This is a genomic window from Tabrizicola sp. (genome assembly GCF_036781545.1).
Taxonomy (GTDB): Bacteria; Pseudomonadota; Alphaproteobacteria; order Rhodobacterales; family Rhodobacteraceae; genus Tabrizicola.
The window spans coordinates 1-15,940 of record NZ_DAIQAT010000077.1 but is presented as its reverse complement, the minus strand read 5'-3'; the positions used below and the strand labels follow the sequence as shown (position 1 = coordinate 15,940).

13 protein-coding genes are annotated in these 15,940 nt (G+C 65.8%); 8 read left to right on the top strand and 5 right to left on the bottom strand.

The features are described from left to right. Window positions 1-82 precede the first annotated feature (82 nt). A complete protein-coding gene (gene ubiE / locus V7Q39_RS12545; protein WP_333816927.1) occupies window positions 83-829 on the bottom strand; it encodes a bifunctional demethylmenaquinone methyltransferase/2-methoxy-6-polyprenyl-1,4-benzoquinol methylase UbiE in 747 nt (248 codons plus the stop codon). 85 nt (window positions 830-914) lie between these two features. On the opposite strand from ubiE, the gene mutM reads away from it, so the two are divergent. The 8 genes from mutM (at window position 915) to gyrB (ending at window position 10,485) form a co-directional block, all read left to right on the top strand. Continuing rightward, window positions 915-1,766 carry a bifunctional DNA-formamidopyrimidine glycosylase/DNA-(apurinic or apyrimidinic site) lyase gene (mutM, locus tag V7Q39_RS12540; protein ID WP_333816926.1) on the top strand — a complete coding sequence of 284 codons (852 nt, stop codon included), beginning with the start codon at window positions 915-917 and terminating at the stop codon, window positions 1,764-1,766. A gap of 60 nt (window positions 1,767-1,826) precedes the next feature. Beyond that, window positions 1,827-2,603 carry an enoyl-CoA hydratase gene (locus V7Q39_RS12535; RefSeq protein ID WP_333816925.1) on the top strand — a complete coding sequence of 259 codons (777 nt, stop codon included), beginning with the start codon at window positions 1,827-1,829 and terminating at the stop codon, window positions 2,601-2,603. Window positions 2,604-2,826: 223 nt separating this feature from the next. After that, window positions 2,827-3,096: a 30S ribosomal protein S20 gene (gene rpsT / locus V7Q39_RS12530; RefSeq protein ID WP_333816924.1), complete on the top strand. Its 270-nt coding sequence runs from the start codon at window positions 2,827-2,829 to the stop codon at window positions 3,094-3,096. Between the two features lie 517 nt (window positions 3,097-3,613). Then, the gene (gene dnaA / locus V7Q39_RS12525; protein WP_333816922.1) at window positions 3,614-4,966 is read left to right on the top strand and encodes a chromosomal replication initiator protein DnaA; all 1,353 of its coding nucleotides are present in this window, start codon (window positions 3,614-3,616) and stop codon (window positions 4,964-4,966) included. 114 nt (window positions 4,967-5,080) lie between these two features. Beyond that, the gene (gene dnaN / locus V7Q39_RS12520; RefSeq protein WP_333816921.1) at window positions 5,081-6,199 is read left to right on the top strand and encodes a DNA polymerase III subunit beta; all 1,119 of its coding nucleotides are present in this window, start codon (window positions 5,081-5,083) and stop codon (window positions 6,197-6,199) included. Between the two features lie 34 nt (window positions 6,200-6,233). Beyond that, window positions 6,234-7,328, top strand: coding sequence for a DNA replication/repair protein RecF (gene recF / locus V7Q39_RS12515; RefSeq protein WP_333816920.1), 1,095 nt, complete (start codon window positions 6,234-6,236; stop codon window positions 7,326-7,328). 4 nt (window positions 7,329-7,332) lie between these two features. Further along, complete coding sequence (locus tag V7Q39_RS12510; RefSeq protein ID WP_333816919.1) at window positions 7,333-7,953, top strand: LysE family translocator; 621 nt, start codon at window positions 7,333-7,335, stop codon at window positions 7,951-7,953. Between the two features lie 81 nt (window positions 7,954-8,034). Further along, window positions 8,035-10,485 (top strand): DNA topoisomerase (ATP-hydrolyzing) subunit B, encoded by a 2,451-nt coding sequence (gene gyrB, locus V7Q39_RS12505; protein ID WP_333816918.1) that lies wholly within the window; start codon window positions 8,035-8,037, stop codon window positions 10,483-10,485. Here gyrB and V7Q39_RS12500 read toward each other — a convergent pair. From V7Q39_RS12500 to rhaI, 4 genes are all read right to left on the bottom strand, one after another. Beyond that, a complete protein-coding gene (locus V7Q39_RS12500; protein ID WP_333816917.1) occupies window positions 10,482-12,305 on the bottom strand; it encodes an alpha-L-rhamnosidase-related protein in 1,824 nt (607 codons plus the stop codon). The genes gyrB and V7Q39_RS12500 overlap by 4 nt on opposite strands. A 212-nt stretch (window positions 12,306-12,517) precedes the next feature. After that, window positions 12,518-13,504 carry a uroporphyrinogen decarboxylase family protein gene (locus V7Q39_RS12495; protein ID WP_333816916.1) on the bottom strand — a complete coding sequence of 329 codons (987 nt, stop codon included), beginning with the start codon at window positions 13,502-13,504 and terminating at the stop codon, window positions 12,518-12,520. After that, the gene (locus V7Q39_RS12490) at window positions 13,501-14,556 is read right to left on the bottom strand and encodes a DUF4037 domain-containing protein (protein ID WP_333816915.1); all 1,056 of its coding nucleotides are present in this window, start codon (window positions 14,554-14,556) and stop codon (window positions 13,501-13,503) included. The genes V7Q39_RS12495 and V7Q39_RS12490 overlap by 4 nt, the downstream gene beginning before the upstream one ends. 27 nt (window positions 14,557-14,583) lie before the next feature. Beyond that, the gene (gene rhaI / locus V7Q39_RS12485) at window positions 14,584-15,870 is read right to left on the bottom strand and encodes an L-rhamnose catabolism isomerase (RefSeq protein ID WP_333816914.1); all 1,287 of its coding nucleotides are present in this window, start codon (window positions 15,868-15,870) and stop codon (window positions 14,584-14,586) included. Window positions 15,871-15,940 lie beyond the last annotated feature (70 nt).

Below are 15,940 nucleotides of genomic sequence, written 5' to 3'. Positions count from 1 at the left end.
GCCTCCAGCACCACGTCCATCGCGCCGGTGCGTTCCAGCGTGGCGCCGGTGCGGACCAGGCGGATGATGTTGTGCGGACCCTTCACAGTTTCCAGCCGGAATGCAGGGCCGCGATGCCCATGGTCAGGTTGCGGTATTTCACCTGGCCGAAGCCTGCGGCGCGGATCAAGCCCGCAAACGTCTCCTGATCGGGGAACTTGCGGATCGATTCGACGAGGTATTGGTAGGAGGCGCGGTCGCCGGCGATGACCTGGCCCATCACCGGGATGACGTTGAAGGAGTAAAGATCGTAGGCCTTCTGCATCAGGTCGTTCGGAATCTGGCTGAACTCCAGCACCATGAGCCGCCCGCCGGGCCTGAGGACGCGGTAAGCCTCGGCCAGCGCGTCGGGGATGCGGGTCACGTTCCGGATGCCGAAGGAGATGGTGTAGGTGTCGAAAGAATTGTCCGGGAAGGGCAGCGCCATCGCGTCGCCGACCACCCAGTCGAGGCTCTGCGCCATTTGCTCGGCCTCGGCGCGCTTGCGGCCTTCGACCAGCATCGGCTCGGTCATGTCGCAGACCACCGCCGTCGCGCCGGCTGCGCGTTTCAGGAAGCGGAAGGCCACGTCGCCGGTGCCGCCCGCCACGTCCAGAAGGCGCTGGCCGGGGCGCGGGGCCAGCCAGTCCATCATCGCGTCCTTCCAGAGCCGGTGGATGCCCATCGACATCGCGTCGTTCATCACGTCGTATTTCGAGGCCACGCGACTGAAGACGCCATGCACCATCCCGGCCTTCTCGGCCTCGGGCACGTCCTGGAAGCCGAAATGCGTGGTCTTTTCGTCCGTCATGAGGGCTTGCGGTCCTTGGCTTTGACCCCTCCTTATAGTCCGCCACCCCGCGCCCGCAATGCGCTGAACTGTCCATGAGGCGATGATGCCCGAACTGCCCGAGGTCGAAACCGTGCGCCGGGGCCTGCTGCCGGTTCTGGAAGGCGAGGTCATCGCGCAGGCCGAGGTCAACCGGCCCGACCTGCGCTGGCCCCTGCCGGAGCGGATGGCGGAAAGGCTGACGGGGCGCAGGGTCACGGCGCTGCGGCGGCGGTCGAAGTATCTGCTGGCCGATCTCGATTCGGGCGAGACGCTTCTGGTGCATCTGGGGATGTCGGGGCGGATGCTGGTGTCGGGCGTCGCACTGGGGCAGTTCCACCACGACCATCCGGCGCCGCAGAAGCATGACCATGTGGTGCTGCACATGGGCAATGGCGCGCGGATCACCTTCAACGATGCCCGCCGCTTCGGGGCGATGGACCTGATGCCGACCGGCCAGGCCGCCGAACACATGCTGCTCAGGGGGCTGGGACCGGAGCCGTTCGGGAATGATTTCAACGGTCCCTACCTTGCCGGGCGGCTGAAGGGTCGCAAGACCCCGATCAAGGCGGCCCTCCTGGACCAGCGCATCGTGGCGGGGCTGGGCAACATCTATGTGGCCGAGACGCTGTATCGCGCGCGGATCAGCCCGCTGCGGCTGGCGGGGGACCTGACGGAACCAGAGGCGCAGGGTCTGGTGCCGGTCATCCGCGAGGTGCTGGCCGAGGCAATCGAGGCGGGCGGATCGTCCTTGCGCGACTTTCGGCAGGCCAATGGCGAGTTGGGCTATTTCTCCAAGCATTTTCAGGTCTACGACCGCGAGGGCGAGCCCTGTGAAACCCCCGGCTGCACCGGCATCGTGACCCGCACGGTGCAGTCCGGCCGGTCCTCCTTCTGGTGCCCCGCCTGCCAGAGGTGACTTGCCAAGCGCCGGTTTGGTGCTAGGAGTCCCCTCCTGTCTGCCACGAGGGAGGCCGCCATGGCCTATGAAACGCTGATCGTCGAGATTGAGGACTATGTCTCGGTGATCCGGCTGAACCGACCCGAAGCGATGAATGCGCTGAACTCCACCCTGATGCGCGAGCTGGCGGCGGCGGTGACGGCAGCGGAAGCGAACGACCGGGTGCGCTGCATCGTGATCACCGGATCGGAAAAGGCCTTCGCCGCCGGGGCGGACGTGAAGGAAATGGCCGAGAAAAGCTTCATCGATGTCTATTTCGATGATCTTTTCGGCCCCGAAGCCCGCACCATCGCGGCGGCCCGCAAGCCGATGATCGCGGCGGTGGGCGGCTATTGCCTGGGCGGCGGCTGCGAACTGGCGATGCTGTGCGACTTCATCATCGCGGCGGACAGCGCCAAGTTCGGCCAGCCCGAGATCAACCTCGGCATCGTCGCCGGGATGGGCGGCACCCAGCGGCTCACGCGCGCCGTGGGCAAGTCGAAGTCGATGGACATGCATCTGACGGGCCGCTTCATGGATGCCGCCGAGGCGGAGCGTTCCGGGCTGGTCAGCCGCGTCGTTCCGGCGACCCGGCTGATGGAAGAGGCGATGAAGGCCGCGCAGAAGATCGTCGAGAAATCCGCCGTCACCGCGATGGTGGTCAAGGAATGCGTGAACCGCGCGCAGGAAACCAGCCTGGCCGAGGGCCTACTGTTCGAGCGCCGCATGTTCCACGCCGTCTTCGCGACCGAGGACCAGAAGGAAGGCATGGCCGCCTTCCTGGAAAAGCGCCAGCCACAGTTCCGCGACCGCTGAGGGGGCCTCCTCGTGCGCCTTCGGCTTCTCGTCGGGCGAGGAGCGACGAAGGAGACGACGAGCGCCCCCGCGGGGGCTTTCCTTTCCCGCCGACTTGCCCTATAGGCCAGCGCCACATGCGCGTGGGCCCGCTTAGGCAAGAATCAGACCCTTCCTTCGGGATGGGGCCTTCTGGTCTTTCGTGCGACAGAATTGAAACCGATAGACCGCAAGGAAGCCACCCATGGCAAACACTGAACAGTCCAAGAAACGCGCCCGCCAGTCGGAAGCCCGCTACGCCGTGAACAAGGCGCGCCGCTCGCGTATCCGCACCTTCCTGCGCAAGGTCGAGGAAGCCATCGCCTCGGGCAACGGCGAAGCCGCAGCCGCCGCGCTGAAGGCCGCCCAGCCGGAACTGGCCCGCGGCGTGACCAAGGGCGTGCTGCACAAGAACACCGTCGCGCGCAAAATGTCGCGCCTCGCCTCGCGCGTGAAGGCCGTTGCCAAGGCCTGATCCCCGGCGGACCGAATCCGGAACAGCGAAGGGCGCGCCCGCAGGGGTTGCGCCCTTCGGCGTCTTTATGCCTTCCGGCTGCCGGTTCCCGGCCCCCCGTTGCCGATTTACCAGAGGCGCCGGATTCGATTTTCGGGAATCTCTGTCAAGCGCGTTGTTCGGTTGCAGAGCCCGCGCGGGGGTTGTTAGCGTGACCCTGCGATTCACTTCGTCTTGGGGGACAAGAACGGGTCGCAAAGGGAAAGCTGCTGCACGGATTGGGCGCCTGCCGCGCCAGAATATCTGAGTTTTTCTTTTGCGGTCAAAGAGTTGGAGGCAGCATCCAAGCTGCCCCACCACGCGCGGCAAGGCTGCTGGCTATTCGGCAGTTCTGGTGTGCGTTGTTCCGTCCCGCGGACAAGCCGGTGTTCCCGTGGCCCGCAGACGGCCATCAGGGCGGCCTGGTCGGAGTGGTTCGTTCGACGACGGAACAGGGCAGGACCGGGTTGCGCCGGTTCATATTTTGACAGGTCAAAGAATGACGAATGAAACCTGGGGGCAGGTTCGGGAAGAGCTGATCAAACGGGTCGGCAAGCACAATTACGCCACCTGGATCGAACCGCTGAAGCTGTCGCAACTGAAGAACGGTGTCGCGCGCTTCGAGGTGCCGACGATCTTCTTCGGCGACTGGGTACAGCGCAATTACGGCGATCATATCCGGTCGCAACTGGCCAGCGCCGGGGCCACCGTGGACCGCGTCGAATTCGCCGTGGGGGTTGTTCCGACTGCGGCGCCCGCCGCTGCCAGGTCAGGCGGCAAGCCCGCCAATCCCCGCGCCTCGAACGATGATCTGCCGGGCGCACCGCTGGACGCTCGCTTCACCTTCGACAGCTTCGTCGTCGGCAAGCCGAACGAGCTGGCCCATGCCGCCGCCCGCCGGGTGGCCGAGGGCGGGCCTGTCACCTTCAACCCGCTCTTCCTTTATGGCGGCGTCGGTCTCGGCAAGACCCACCTGATGCATGCCATCGCGCATGAATTGCAGGCCCGCCGCCCCGAGCTGCGGGTGCTTTACCTGTCTGCCGAACAGTTCATGTACCGCTTCGTGCAGGCCTTGCGCGACCGCCAGGTGATGGACTTCAAGGAGCTGTTCCGCTCGGTCGACGTGCTGATGGTCGACGACGTGCAGTTCATCGCCGGCAAGGATTCGACGCAGGAGGAATTCTTCCACACCTTCAACGCCCTGGTCGATGCCAACAAGCAGATCGTCATCTCGGCCGACCGCGCCCCGGGCGAGATCAAGGATCTGGAGGAACGCATCAAGTCGCGCCTGCAATGCGGGCTGGTCGTCGACCTGCACCCGACGGATTACGAGTTGCGGCTTGGCATCCTGCAGCAGAAGGTCGATTTCTACCGCGCGCAATACAAGGGGCTGGCGCTGGCCGATGGCGTGCTGGAGTTCCTTGCGCACCGGATCACCACCAACGTCCGCGTGCTGGAAGGCGCGCTGACCCGGCTGTTCGCCTTCGCCTCGCTGGTCGGGCGCGAGATCACGCTGGACCTCGCCCAGGATTGCCTGGCCGACATCCTGCGCTCGTCCGACCGCAAGCTTTCCATCGAGGAAATCCAGCGCAAGGTCGCCGAACATTACAATGTCCGCCTGTCCGATCTGATCGGCCCGAAGCGGCTGCGCACTATCGCGCGGCCGCGGCAGGTGGCGATGTATCTGTCAAAACAGCTGACCCCCCGTAGCCTGCCGGAGATCGGCCGCCGCTTCGGGGGGCGCGACCACACCACGATCATGCATGGCGTGCGCAAGATCGAAGAGCTGATGACCATCGACAGCCAACTGGCCGACGATCTGCAGCTTCTGCGCCGCTTGCTTCAGGGTTGATGCCGGGTGGCCTTGACGGCTCCCGGAAACCTTCGCACAGTCCGATCCAACACTTGTGAACCGGTGGAAACCGGATAAATTCGCTGTCCCTACGGGTCGGCAGGGGGAAGTCAGATGAAGCTCAGCATCGAACGCGCCACGCTCCTGAAGGCGCTTGCCCAGGCGCAGTCGGTGGTGGAACGCCGCAACACGATCCCGATCCTGGCCAACGTGCTGATCGAGGCCGAGGGCAACCAGGTCAGCTTCCGTGCCACCGACCTCGACATCGAGGTGGTGGACCGCGCCCCCGCCATGGTGGAACGCGCCGGAGCGACGACGGTCTCGGCGGTGATGCTGCACGAGATCGTCCGCAAACTGCCCGACGGCGCGCTGGTGAACCTGACCGAGGATGCCGCCTCGGGCCGGCTGACCATCACCGCGGGCCGGTCGACCTTCAGCCTCGCGACCCTGCCGAAGGAAGATTTCCCGGTCATGGCCTCCAGCGAATATTCCTCCAACTTCTCGGCCAAGGCGCCGGACCTGCGGCGGCTCTTTGACAAGGCGAAGTTCGCGATCTCGACCGAGGAGACGCGCTATTACCTGAACGGCGTCTACATGCACGTCTCGCAGGGCGAGGGCGGCAAGGTCCTGCGCTGCGTCGCGACCGACGGCCACCGCCTGGCGCGGATCGACGCGGCCCTGCCCGAAGGCGCCGACGACATGCCGGGCGTGATCGTGCCGCGCAAGACGGTGGGCGAGCTGCGGAAGCTGCTGGACGACGATGAGGCCAGCATTGCCGTCTCGGTTTCTGAAACGAAGGTTCGCTTTGCGACCCCGGCGATCACCCTGACCTCCAAGGTCATCGACGGTACTTTCCCGGACTACACCCGCGTGATCCCGACCGGCAACACCCGGAAGCTGGAGGTCGACGCCAGCGAATTCGCCAAGGCCGTGGACCGGGTAGCCACCGTGTCTTCCGAACGCTCCCGCGCAGTGAAACTGTCGCTGGAGGAGGATCGGCTGATCCTGTCGGTCAATTCGCCCGATAGCGGCGCCGCCGAGGAAGAGCTTGCCGTGGCCTATGGCGACGAGCGGCTGGAGATCGGCTTCAACGCGAAATACCTTTTGGAAATCGCCAGTCAGGTCGACCGCGAGAATGCGGTGTTCCTGTTCAACTCTGCCGCCGACCCCACCCTGATGCGCGAAGGCAATGACACGACGGCGGTCTATGTCGTCATGCCGATGCGGGTCTGACGCCCCTAAAAACCTGGGCTGAAAGGGAAATCCGGTGGGCGGTCTGGCGATCGAAACCCTCGCGCTCGCGCATTTCCGCAGCCACCGGGCGACGCGGCTGATCTTTGACGGCCGTCCCGTCGCCATCACCGGCCCCAATGGCGCGGGCAAGACCAATGTGCTGGAGGCGGTATCGCTTCTGTCCCCCGGTCGGGGCTTGCGCCGCGCTGCCGCCGAGGATCTGGCCCGCCGCCCCGAGGCGCTCGGCTGGAAGATCAGCGCGTCCATCCGGGGCCTCTCCGCCGCGCATGAGCTGGAGACCTGGGCCGAACCGGGCGAGGCGCGGCAGGTCCGCATCGACGGCAAGGCCGTCCCGCAGGCGGGCCTTGGCCGGGTGCTGCGCGTCCTCTGGCTGGTCCCGGCGATGGACCGGCTCTGGATCGAGGCCACAGAAGGCCGCCGCCGCTTCCTCGACCGGCTGACCCTGAGCTTCTTCCCCGAACATGCCGAACAAACGCTCATATATGAAAAAGCGATGCGCGACCGGAACCGGCTGATCAGGGATCAGGTGACGGATGCGCATTGGTATGCCGCGCTTGAGGCACAGATGGCCGAAGCGGGGCAGCAGATCACCACTCATCGCCGCAGTGCCATTGCCCGCATCGCCGCCGCTGCCGACCCAGCCAGTGCCTTTCCCTCCGCCGACCTCACCCTCACCGGCCCCGATGGAGGCGAGGAACCAAAGGACCTCGCGCTTGCCCTCGCCGAAGGCCGCCGCCGCGACATCGCCGCCGGGCGAACCCTTGTCGGCCCGCACCGCGCCGACCTGCTGGCGCGCTATACCGCCAAGGACGTGCCCGCCGACCAATGCTCCACCGGCGAACAGAAAGCCTTGCTGATCAGCCTGATCCTCGCCAATGCCCGGGCGCTTGCACAGGATCTGGGCCGCGCGCCGATCCTGCTGCTGGACGAGGTCGCCGCGCATCTGGACGAGGCGCGCCGTGCTGCGCTGTATGACGAAATCTGCGCCCTCGGTGCGCAGGCCCTGATGACCGGCACCGAGTCCGATCTTTTCGCGGCTCTCGGCAACCGCGGCCAGAGCTTCACCGTCCGCGACAGCGCGAGCGGCTCACAGATCACCATGGAATAAACGAATGAGCGTTTCGGTTCATCAGCTTCTCCTCTACGCCCTCGGGATGGCGGGCCTCTGGGCGGTGCCCGGCCCGGTCTGGGTGGCGCTGACCGCCCGGTCCCTGTCCGGCGGGATCGCCGCCGCCTGGCCCCTGGCCATCGGCGTTGCCATCGGTGATCTTGTCTGGCCGCTGACCGCGATCCTGGGCCTCAGCTGGATCGAAAGCGCCTATGGCGACTTCCTGTCCCTTCTGCGCTGGGTCGCCGCTGCGATCTTCCTGGTCATGGGGGTCCTCCTCATCCGCAAGCCCGCCGCCACCCTGAACGCCGACAGCCGCCTGACCCGCCCTGGCATGTGGGCCGGCTTTTCCGTCGGCGTCGCGGCGGTGATCGGCAACCCGAAGGCGATCCTGTTCTACATGGGTGCGCTGCCCGGCTTTTTCACGCTGGAGCGCCTGACCGCCCCCGACATCGCGGCGATCATCGCGATCTCGGCCCTTGTCCCGATGGCCGGAAACCTGGGCCTCGCGCTGTTCCTGGACCGCGCGCGGCAGCTGTTGTCCAGCCCGGAAAGCGTGCGCCGGTTGAACGTCGGCTCGGGCATCCTGCTGATCGTGGTGGGGCTGGTCATCCCCTTCCTCTGACCACCAAATCTGGTGGGTTAGGGGTGACATTCCCACCCTGAAACGCTATAAATCGCGCGTAACGACAAGGGTTCCCCACGCATGGCCGACGCGCCCAAGAAGCCCGCCGAATACGGCGCCGATTCCATTAAGGTTCTCAAAGGGTTGGAAGCCGTCCGCAAGCGGCCCGGCATGTATATCGGCGACACCGACGACGGTTCGGGCCTGCACCACATGGTCTATGAGGTCGTCGACAACGGCATCGACGAGGCGCTGGCCGGTCACGCGACCGCAGTGGTGGTCAAGATCCATGCCGATGACTCGGTTTCCGTCTTCGATAACGGCCGCGGCATCCCCGTTGACATGCATGCCGAGGAAGGCGTTTCGGCGGCCGAGGTCATCATGACCCAGCTGCACGCGGGCGGGAAATTCAACAACACCGATGACGGCGGCAACGCCTACAAGGTCTCGGGTGGGTTGCACGGCGTGGGCGTGTCGGTGGTGAACGCACTGTCGGAATGGCTGGAACTGACCGTCTGGCGCAACGACACCGAATACCGCGCCCGGTTCGAGGATGGCGATTGCGTGGTGCATGTACACGAGGTCGGCCCCGCCCCCGGCAAGCGGGGGACCGAGGTGCGTTTCCTGGCGTCCGCCAAGACCAACCGGCCGGACGGGACGTTCAGCAACCTCGACTACAGCTTCAAGACGCTGGAGACGCGCCTGCGCGAGCTGGCCTTCCTGAACTCGGGCGTGCGGATCATCCTGGAGGACGAACGCCATGCCGAGCCGCAAAAGGTGGAGCTGTTCTACGAAGGCGGCGTGCGGGAGTTCGTCAAATACATTGACCGCTCCAAGACCTCGGTCATGCCGGAGCCGATCTACATGGTCGGCGAAAAGAACGGCATCGGGATCGAGGTCGCGATGTGGTGGAACGACAGCTACCATGAAACCGTACTGCCGTTCACAAACAACATTCCCCAGCGCGACGGCGGCACCCATCTGGCCGGGTTCCGCGGCGCGCTGACCCGGACGATCACCGGCTATGCCCAATCCTCCGGCATCGCCAAGCGCGAGAAGGTGGATTTCACCGGCGACGACGCGCGTGAAGGGCTGACCTGCGTCTTGTCGGTCAAGGTGCCGGACCCGAAATTCTCGTCCCAGACCAAGGACAAGCTGGTCAGTTCCGAGGTGCGCCCGGCGGTCGAGAACCTGGTGAACGAGAAGCTCGCCGAATGGTTCGAGGAAAACCCCGGCCCGGCGAAGGTCATCGTCGGCAAGATCGTCGAGGCCGCTTTGGCCCGCGAAGCCGCGAGGAAGGCCCGCGAACTGACTCGCCGCAAGACGGCGCTGGACGTCGCCTCGCTGCCCGGCAAGCTGGCCGACTGTCAGGAACGCGATCCGTCGAAGTCGGAACTGTTTCTTGTCGAGGGTGACAGCGCCGGGGGTTCGGCCAAGCAGGGCCGCAGCCGCTCCAACCAGGCCGTCCTGCCGCTGCGCGGCAAGATCCTGAACGTGGAACGCGCCCGCTTCGACCGGATGCTCTCCAGCCAGGAGATCGGGACCCTGATCACCGCGCTCGGCACCGGGATCGGGCGCGACGAGTTCGACATCGGCAAGCTGCGCTACCACAAGGTCGTCATCATGACCGACGCCGACGTGGACGGGGCGCATATCCGTACGCTGCTCCTCACTTTCTTCTTCCGCCAGATGCCGGACCTGATCGAGGGCGGCTATCTCTACATCGCCCAGCCGCCGCTTTACAAAGTGGCGCGCGGCAAGTCCGAGGTCTATCTGAAGGACCAGGCGGCGCTGGACGATTATCTGGTCGAGATGGGCACCGAGGGCGCCGTCCTGCGGCTGACCGATGGCACCGAGATCGCGGGGAACGACCTGGCCCGTATCATCGAGGGCGCGCGGCAGTTCCGCCGGGTGCTGGACGCCTTTCCGACGCATTATCCTCGCGCGATCCTGGAGCAGGCGGCCCTGGCCGGGGCCTTTGATCCGGGTCGCGCCGATGACGACCTGCAGGCCGTCGCCGATACGGTGGCCCGGCGCCTGAACCTGATCGCGCCGGAGTTCGAGCGTGGCTGGCATGGCCGCATCACCCAGGACCATGGCATCCGGCTTTCGCGTATCCTGCGGGGCGTCGAGGAGTTGCGGACACTGGACGGCGCGGTGCTCCGCTCGGGCGAGGCGCGGAGGCTGAGCCAGATCGCCGGGCAATACCGCGACATCTACCGTGACCCCGCGCGTCTGGTCCGCAAGGACCGTGAGCAGCCGATCCACGGCCCCGTCGACCTGCTGAAATCCATTCTGGCCGAGGGCGAGAAGGGCCTGACCCTGCAACGCTACAAGGGCCTGGGCGAGATGAACCCCGACCAGTTGTGGGAAACCACGCTCGACCCCGAGGCGCGGACGTTGTTGCAGGTCAAGGTCGACGATCTGGCCGAAGCGGACGACATCTTCTCGAAGCTGATGGGCGATGTGGTGGAACCCCGCCGCGACTTCATCCAGCAGAACGCGCTGTCGGTCGAGCACCTGGATTTCTAGAGCCAGCCCAGCGGATGCGCCGAGAACCCGTGGCAGGCCGAGCCGTCGGGGAAGTCGATTGACCAGTTCTCCGGCGTGGTCGGTCGGCCTTCGCGCAGCCAGCGGCCCCAGCGGGCGCCGATGATCGCGTGAATCTCGTCGCGACGGCCAAGCTGTTGCAGTGCAAGGAAAAGATAGTGGTGCATGAACGGGCTCGCGAGGGCCGGCTGGCCAGGTAGCGGCCCGTCGTCGAGGGTCAGCGAGCGGGCGGTGATCCGGTCGGCCAGGGTCTCGGCTTCCGCCGCCTCCACCACTTCCGTCAGGATCAGCAGCGCCAGCGCGAGTTGGCTTGCCGCCTCTCCGCCCGGGCTTTCGCGCCAGCCGTCCGCCGCCCGATGCCCCCGCACCGCTTGCGTCAGCCGACCCGCCTGTTCGGCCCAATCCGCCGTCCGCCCCACCCGCTCCGCCATCCCGGCCGCCAGCCGAAGGGCATGCAGATAGCGCAGGTTCAAGGTCAGGTTCGGCTCCGCCCGGCTCATCGGCGACCAGTCGAGGAACAGCCTGCGCCCCGGCGGATTGTGCAGCAGACCGTCGGGCCCCACCTGTGCCGCCATCCGCTCCAGCATCCGGGTAAGGGTTCCCCAATGCCGCTGCCAGACCGCGTCCGGCTCGGCGATACCGGGATGCGTCGCGCAGGCATCCAGCAGTTCGACCCAGCTGAAGTTGTAATCCGTCACCGCATAGGCCGGAACCTCGCCCGGCAGGACGCTTGGCAGCAGCCCTTCGGCATCCGCCCCTTCCGCCGCCATGTCGATGGCGAAAAGCAGGGGCCGGGAGTCATCCGAAATCCCCCGCAGCGCCCGATCCTGCGCCACTGCATCGCCCAGCCAGAGGCTCGATTCCCGCCAGACCCCGTCAACGAACCCGTCCTGAAGGCAAGCGAGGGTCGTGCGGCGGCACATCTGCGCTACCCCCGCCATTACCCCATCCAGCCTCGGCAGCGGGCGCTCCACCACCGGAGTCACCTGCAGGCAGGCCTGGAATTTCGGCGCGGGCGAGACCCCGCCCCCCTCCAGCGCAAAGACCAGATAGCGCGCGCCGCGGGGGGTGAAGCCCTCCACCACCTGCCGGCCGGGCCGCAGGGTGAAGCGGTCGGTCGGGCGCATCCGGCAATAGGTTGCGGGGTCGGAGAGCAGGAGCTCGCCGCCCCGAAGCTTTTCGGCATAGGAGATCAGCAGGTGCTCTCCTCCCGAGGCCGTCACTTCCACACTGCCAAGGCAGGCCCTGCTTTCGCCCAGGTCGAAGATCCAGATTGCTGACGTCCCGCGCGGCAGAAGGGCGGGCGCCGCGCCCGGAGCGGAAAGTGAAAACATTTTTCGCAGATCGGTATGCGGGTCCTCCGATCGGGCAACCGCCGCGCCGGTCCGAACCTGCCATGGCACATCCAGCACCCGAAGTTCCTCCACCGGCAGCGCGGTCGCCCGGGGCCGCAGGCGCCGCCAGATCGGCCCCCCCACCCCCTGCACCACCCGTGCGGCGTCCCAATCCGAAGCGTCGGCCCGGATCCAATCCTCCTCCGACCCGAGGTCGCGATCCTCGACTCCGGTGCCGTAGATCGAGACCCGGTCCACCCGCGGCGCCCATGAAAGATCGCGCCGCACTTTCCAGCCGGGGCCGGTAGACAGAACCACCTTTTCATCCACCTCCAGCCAGCCGATCATTCCACAGGCACCGCGATGAACATAGGCGAAGTGGGAATAGCCCGGTGAATAGACCTGCACCACGATCCGGTTCACGCCGGGCTTCAGAAGATTTGTGATCTCTCGTTCATCTACTGCCATGGAGGACGGCCAGGATCGCTCCGGCCCCCTCCCCAAGAACGCACCGTTGATCCAAAGCCGATACCGGCTGTCCGCGCTGAGGCGAAGGACCGCCCTTTTTGGCATCGCATCCAGCACGATATCCGAACGAAAATTCAGATATACCTCGTGCAGATCGAACGGATGTGCCCCGCCGATCCAGGCCACCCCCTCCGGAACGGCCATCCCCTCGGTCAATTCAGCGTCCCGTATTGCGCCGCCAGTTTGTTCACCAGCCGATAGGCCCTGACCAACCGCATCGGCGGAATATCCGGCTGGATGAAATGCCCGCCGTTGAAGATGAACCCACCGCCCGGCGCATAGATGCCGAAGCGTTCGGTGATGTATTCGTCCAGTTCCTCGCCGTCATATTTCAGCAGCCCGTCGACCACGTCGAGGGAGCCGTAGATGACGATCTTGTCGCCCCACTTGGCCTTCACCTCGCGCGGGTCGATCCCGGCGCTTTCCTGCACCGGATGCCAAGAGGTGTAGCCCATCTCGATGATGTCATCGACGACCTGCAGGATGTAGCCATCCGAATGCAGGTTGACCGGCATTCCCCGGCTGCGGGCATGCTGCACCACCCGCATCGCATAGGGCTTGATCAGAGCCCGCCAGGACTTCGGGCTGAACAGCATCGTCCCGTTCGACCCCCAGTCGTCCGACAGCGTCATCATGTCCACGCCCGCCTCGATCATCTGGTCGACCTGGACGCACAGCCAGTCGGCGTAGCGGTCGAAGAAGGCAGCCATCAGGTCGGGATTGCCGCCCAGGTTCATCCAGCAGTTCTCGATTCCCAGGAACGAAGACGTCCCCTCCACCATCCCCCAGCAATGCGCCAGCACGCAGCGCTTGCCCTTGTGGTCGCGGATCGCGGTGGCGATGTTCGTGCCGCCGAAATCGTAGTTCCAGTCGGTGAAGTTCAGCCATTTCGGGTCGCGCGGGTCTTCCAGCGGCACGTCGGCCAGTTCATGGATATCGAACCTGCGGCCGTGCTGGTTGGGGAAGGGCATCAGGCCGACAAAGACGTCGATGCCGAATTCCTCGATGAACTTCTCGCGCGGGCCGTAATCGGCTTCCAGCCGCTCCAGGAACTGCTTCTGATAGAGCCAGCAGTCGATGGGCGTGCGGTCCACCGGCTGGTGGTTGATCGTGGCCATCACCCGTTCATAACCGTTCATTCGCATTCCTCCAGAAGCAGCATCCGCCGCCAGTCCTCCAGCCCCACCCCGGCGACGAATTCGGAATGGAACCCCTCCCAATGCACCTGTTCCCATTGCGGAACGATGCCCCGGATCTCTGCCGGGCATTTGCGGATCAGTTCCGCATAGGCCGATTCCAGCAGCCGGTAGCCGGAGGTTGCCGAGACCTTGTAACGCGCATGCGGCGCGATCAGCCCGTCCTCGACCATCGCGGCGTCCAGCACGTCGGACATCTGGTGCAACAGGTCCAGCTTCCGCTCCCAGGGCGTGGAAAGCTTCGGCGCCTCCTCCACGATGGGGGCCAGCCGCGCGCCCATCCGGGGCAGTCGGTGGAACATCGTGGTCAGCCACTTGTCGTAGGGGTAATACTGGCGGTCCAGCAGGAAGGCCATCTGCACCCCCCAGCGCAAGGACCGCGCAAAGGTGGTGCTGGCGTAAAGCTCGTTCTCGCGCAGCAGTGCGCGCTTCAGCGCATAGACCCCCATACCGCTGAAATACCGGCACCAATGGGCGAGCCGCCGCAGCCGCACCTCCTCGGGGTAGTAGCCCGTCAGGGCCGCCCGCACCGCCGAGAACCGGCGTGAGGGGTCGTGCCAGACCTCTCCGGCGGTGACGTGCATCACGTCTTCCTCGGGGATCGAAAGCCATTCCGCATGGGTGGCGGGCGGATGGTCCAGCCCGATGGTCGACCGCAGATGATGTTCCAGCGACGCCAACGCCACGCCCTTCGTTCGCGTATACCCCTCGCGCAGCTCGCGGCCCCGCCATGCGGAAGGCAGGCCCTCGGCCAGCGCTTCCTCGATCATCGCCCCGTGCGAGGCCATCACCGCCTCGGGCAGCAGAATGTTCACCCGCAGGCCGAAGTGATGGTCGGTGGAATAGTCGTCATCCAGCCGCAACACCTCCGACCCGTAGCCGAAGACCCCCGCCGCCATCTGCGCCGTCTCATTCGGGAAGCGCCCCGCCAGGAACGGATGCACCACCTCGTCCCAGAAGGCGCGGCTTTCGTCGATGATCGAGTGCTTTGTCATCCAACCGGCCTCCCCTCCGGTGCGGAGTCATACGATGCCGGAAGACGAGCCCTTCACCTCCGGCCGCTCCTGCGCCACCCGGTCGCGATAGCCCGAGGCGCGATAGGCGGCGATCGGGTCGAAGGCCCCGCCCTGCCGCATCCGCGCCTCGGCCAGGATCGGCGATACATCGGTCAGGAACCCGGCCTTCAGCGTGCGATGCGCGGCCATCACGTCATTGGCCTCCTGCGCCTCTGCCAGCGCCTTCCGGTCCACCAGCGAGGCCTGCACATAGGCCCGCGCGATTTCCACCGCCGACCCCATCAGGCTTTCGATCGGATCGGTCACATTGTGACTCTGGTCGATCATGTAGCTGGGGGCGAAGCCCTTGGCCCCGCGCAGTTCCGCCTCGACCAGTTCGTTGAACACCAGGAACAGCCGGAACGGATCGACCGAACCGCTGTCCAGATCGTCATCCCCATACTTCGAATCGTTGAAGTGGAACCCGGCCAGCCGGCCGACATGGACCAGCCGGGCCACGATCTGCTCGATGTTCACGTTGGGCGCATGGTGGCCAAGATCGACCAGGCATTTCGCCTTCGGCCCCAAGGCTTGAGCCGCCATCAGCGACGAGCCCCAGTCCGAAATCACCGTCGAATAGAAGGCTGGCTCGTACATCTTGTGCTCGATGAACAGCGCCATGTTCGCGGGCAGCGCCGCATAAATCTCTTCCATCGCCGCAAGGTAGTTCTCGAACATGCCGCTCAGGCTTTGCTGACCGGCAAAGTTGGTCCCGTCCCCGATCCAGACCGTCAGTGCCGTGGCACCAAGGGCCTTGCCGATCTCGATGCATTCCAGGTTATGCGCTACCGCCTGCGCCCGGATGTCCGCCCTGGCATTGGCCAGCGACCCGTAGCGGTAGCTCAACCCCTGATCCGCCTGGTCCTGAAAGGTGTTGGAGTTCACCGCGTCGAACCCCAGCCCATACTGCGCCGCTTCCTGCCGCAAGGCGTTGTAATCGCTTACCTTGTCCCAGGGGATATGCGGGCTGACGGTCCGCGTCCCCCGCGTCAGCTGCTGGATCACCCCGCAATCGGCCAGCTTGTCGTGGATATTGCGCGGCTCTCCCCTGCCCGGAAAGCGGGCGAAGCGGGTGCCGCCGGTACCCACGCCCCAAGTCGGCACCGCGACCGACCAGGCCATCGCCCGGGCGACCAGCGCCTCGATGTCCACGCCCCGGCGTTGAAGCTTCCGCCCCAACGCCCCGAACTCATCCTCATGCGCCACGCGTGCGGCTTCGTTCAGCGATCCGACCAGATCTTCGGAAACCTGCATCCCCGCCCCCTAGCGCGTGAAGGACACGGCATTGCCCGCGTCCACGTTCAGGAAATTGCCCGTCGACTTG

What these genes read in the sequence shown, in the direction of transcription:
- dnaA (WP_333816922.1), top strand. Translation starts at nt 3,614, where the DNA reads ATGACGAATGAAACCTGGGGGCAGGTTCGGGAAGAGCTGATCAAACGG.
- dnaN (WP_333816921.1), top strand. Translation starts at nt 5,081, where the DNA reads ATGAAGCTCAGCATCGAACGCGCCACGCTCCTGAAGGCGCTTGCCCAG.
- rhaI (WP_333816914.1), bottom strand. Translation starts at nt 15,870, where the DNA reads ATGCAGGTTTCCGAAGATCTGGTCGGATCGCTGAACGAAGCCGCACGC.
- V7Q39_RS12510 (WP_333816919.1), top strand. Translation starts at nt 7,333, where the DNA reads ATGAGCGTTTCGGTTCATCAGCTTCTCCTCTACGCCCTCGGGATGGCG.
- V7Q39_RS12495 (WP_333816916.1), bottom strand. Translation starts at nt 13,504, where the DNA reads ATGAACGGTTATGAACGGGTGATGGCCACGATCAACCACCAGCCGGTG.
- V7Q39_RS12490 (WP_333816915.1), bottom strand. Translation starts at nt 14,556, where the DNA reads ATGACAAAGCACTCGATCATCGACGAAAGCCGCGCCTTCTGGGACGAG.
- ubiE (WP_333816927.1), bottom strand. Translation starts at nt 829, where the DNA reads ATGACGGACGAAAAGACCACGCATTTCGGCTTCCAGGACGTGCCCGAG.
- V7Q39_RS12500 (WP_333816917.1), bottom strand. Translation starts at nt 12,305, where the DNA reads ATGGCAGTAGATGAACGAGAGATCACAAATCTTCTGAAGCCCGGCGTG.
- gyrB (WP_333816918.1), top strand. Translation starts at nt 8,035, where the DNA reads ATGGCCGACGCGCCCAAGAAGCCCGCCGAATACGGCGCCGATTCCATT.
- rpsT (WP_333816924.1), top strand. Translation starts at nt 2,827, where the DNA reads ATGGCAAACACTGAACAGTCCAAGAAACGCGCCCGCCAGTCGGAAGCC.
- V7Q39_RS12535 (WP_333816925.1), top strand. Translation starts at nt 1,827, where the DNA reads ATGGCCTATGAAACGCTGATCGTCGAGATTGAGGACTATGTCTCGGTG.
- mutM (WP_333816926.1), top strand. Translation starts at nt 915, where the DNA reads ATGCCCGAACTGCCCGAGGTCGAAACCGTGCGCCGGGGCCTGCTGCCG.